The organism is Paenibacillus sp. P4_E11, assembly GCF_056401635.1.
Genome location: NZ_JBFUIX010000572.1, coordinates 1 through 944 on the forward strand (window position 1 = coordinate 1; position 944 = coordinate 944).

2 protein-coding genes and 1 pseudogene are annotated in these 944 nt (G+C 46.6%); all 3 read left to right on the top strand.

What is annotated here, in order from left to right; genetic code table 11:
• A partial coding sequence (fliP, locus tag AC1DWB_RS36120; protein ID WP_477545864.1) for a flagellar type III secretion system pore protein FliP occupies window positions 1-524 on the top strand: 524 nt, incomplete at its 5' end.
• 40 nt (window positions 525-564) lie between these two features.
• Complete coding sequence (gene fliQ / locus AC1DWB_RS36125) at window positions 565-834, top strand: flagellar biosynthesis protein FliQ (RefSeq protein ID WP_477545865.1); 270 nt, start codon at window positions 565-567, stop codon at window positions 832-834.
• A gap of 10 nt (window positions 835-844) precedes the next feature.
• Window positions 845-944, top strand: a pseudogene (locus tag AC1DWB_RS36130) (flagellar biosynthetic protein FliR); the annotation flags it as partial.

Consider the following 944-nt stretch of genomic DNA (forward strand, 5'->3'; position numbering starts at 1 on the left):
GAACCGCACTCGGTACTCAGCAAATGCCTCCGAACCAAGTGCTCGTCGGGATCGCCTTATTCTTGACTCTATTCATCATGTCTCCGACGCTGAGCGAGGTTAATTCGACGGCATTGCAGCCTTATATGAAGGGCGAGGTTACACAAACGCAGGCTCTGGAGAAAGCAGCACTTCCGATGAAAAAGTTTATGATCGCTCAAACCCGGGAGAAAGATTTGTTGCTGTTTCTCAGTTATGCTAAAGCAGAGAAACCAGCAAATGTGGCGGACACGCCGCTAACCGCATTGATTCCTGCCTTCGCGATCAGCGAGCTGAAATCTGCCTTTCAGATGGGGTTTATGATCTTCATTCCGTTTCTCGTCATCGATATGATTGTCGCCAGTACACTCATGTCCATGGGGATGATGATGTTACCGCCAATTATGATCTCGCTGCCGTTTAAGATTTTATTGTTCGTCCTGGTCGATGGGTGGTATTTAGTAGTGAAGTCGTTGCTTCTCAGCTTCCATGCTCCTGTCTCATGAGACGACARGCATCGTATAGAACATGGGGGGAGGAGCGAAGGTGACTTCAGAATTTATTATCCAACTAGCAGGAGAAGCCGTGTACACGGTCTTGAAGGCAAGCGCTCCAATGCTCATCTTAGCGCTTGTCGTAGGCTTGATTATCAGTGTATTCCAAGCCGCTACGCAAATTCAGGAACAGACACTCGCGTTCGTACCAAAGATTGTGGTTGTCTTATTGTCCATCCTTATTTTCGGACCATGGATCTTGCAGACGCTTATCGATTACACGTATAACATGTTGAACAATCTTTACAAATTTATTGGTTAGGTGGATCCGGATGCAGGCACTTGTTCCTTATCTTCCTAATTTCCTGTTGATCTTTTGTCGAATAACCGCTTTTTTTGTAGTCGTGCCCGTCTTCTCTACACGTGGTGTTC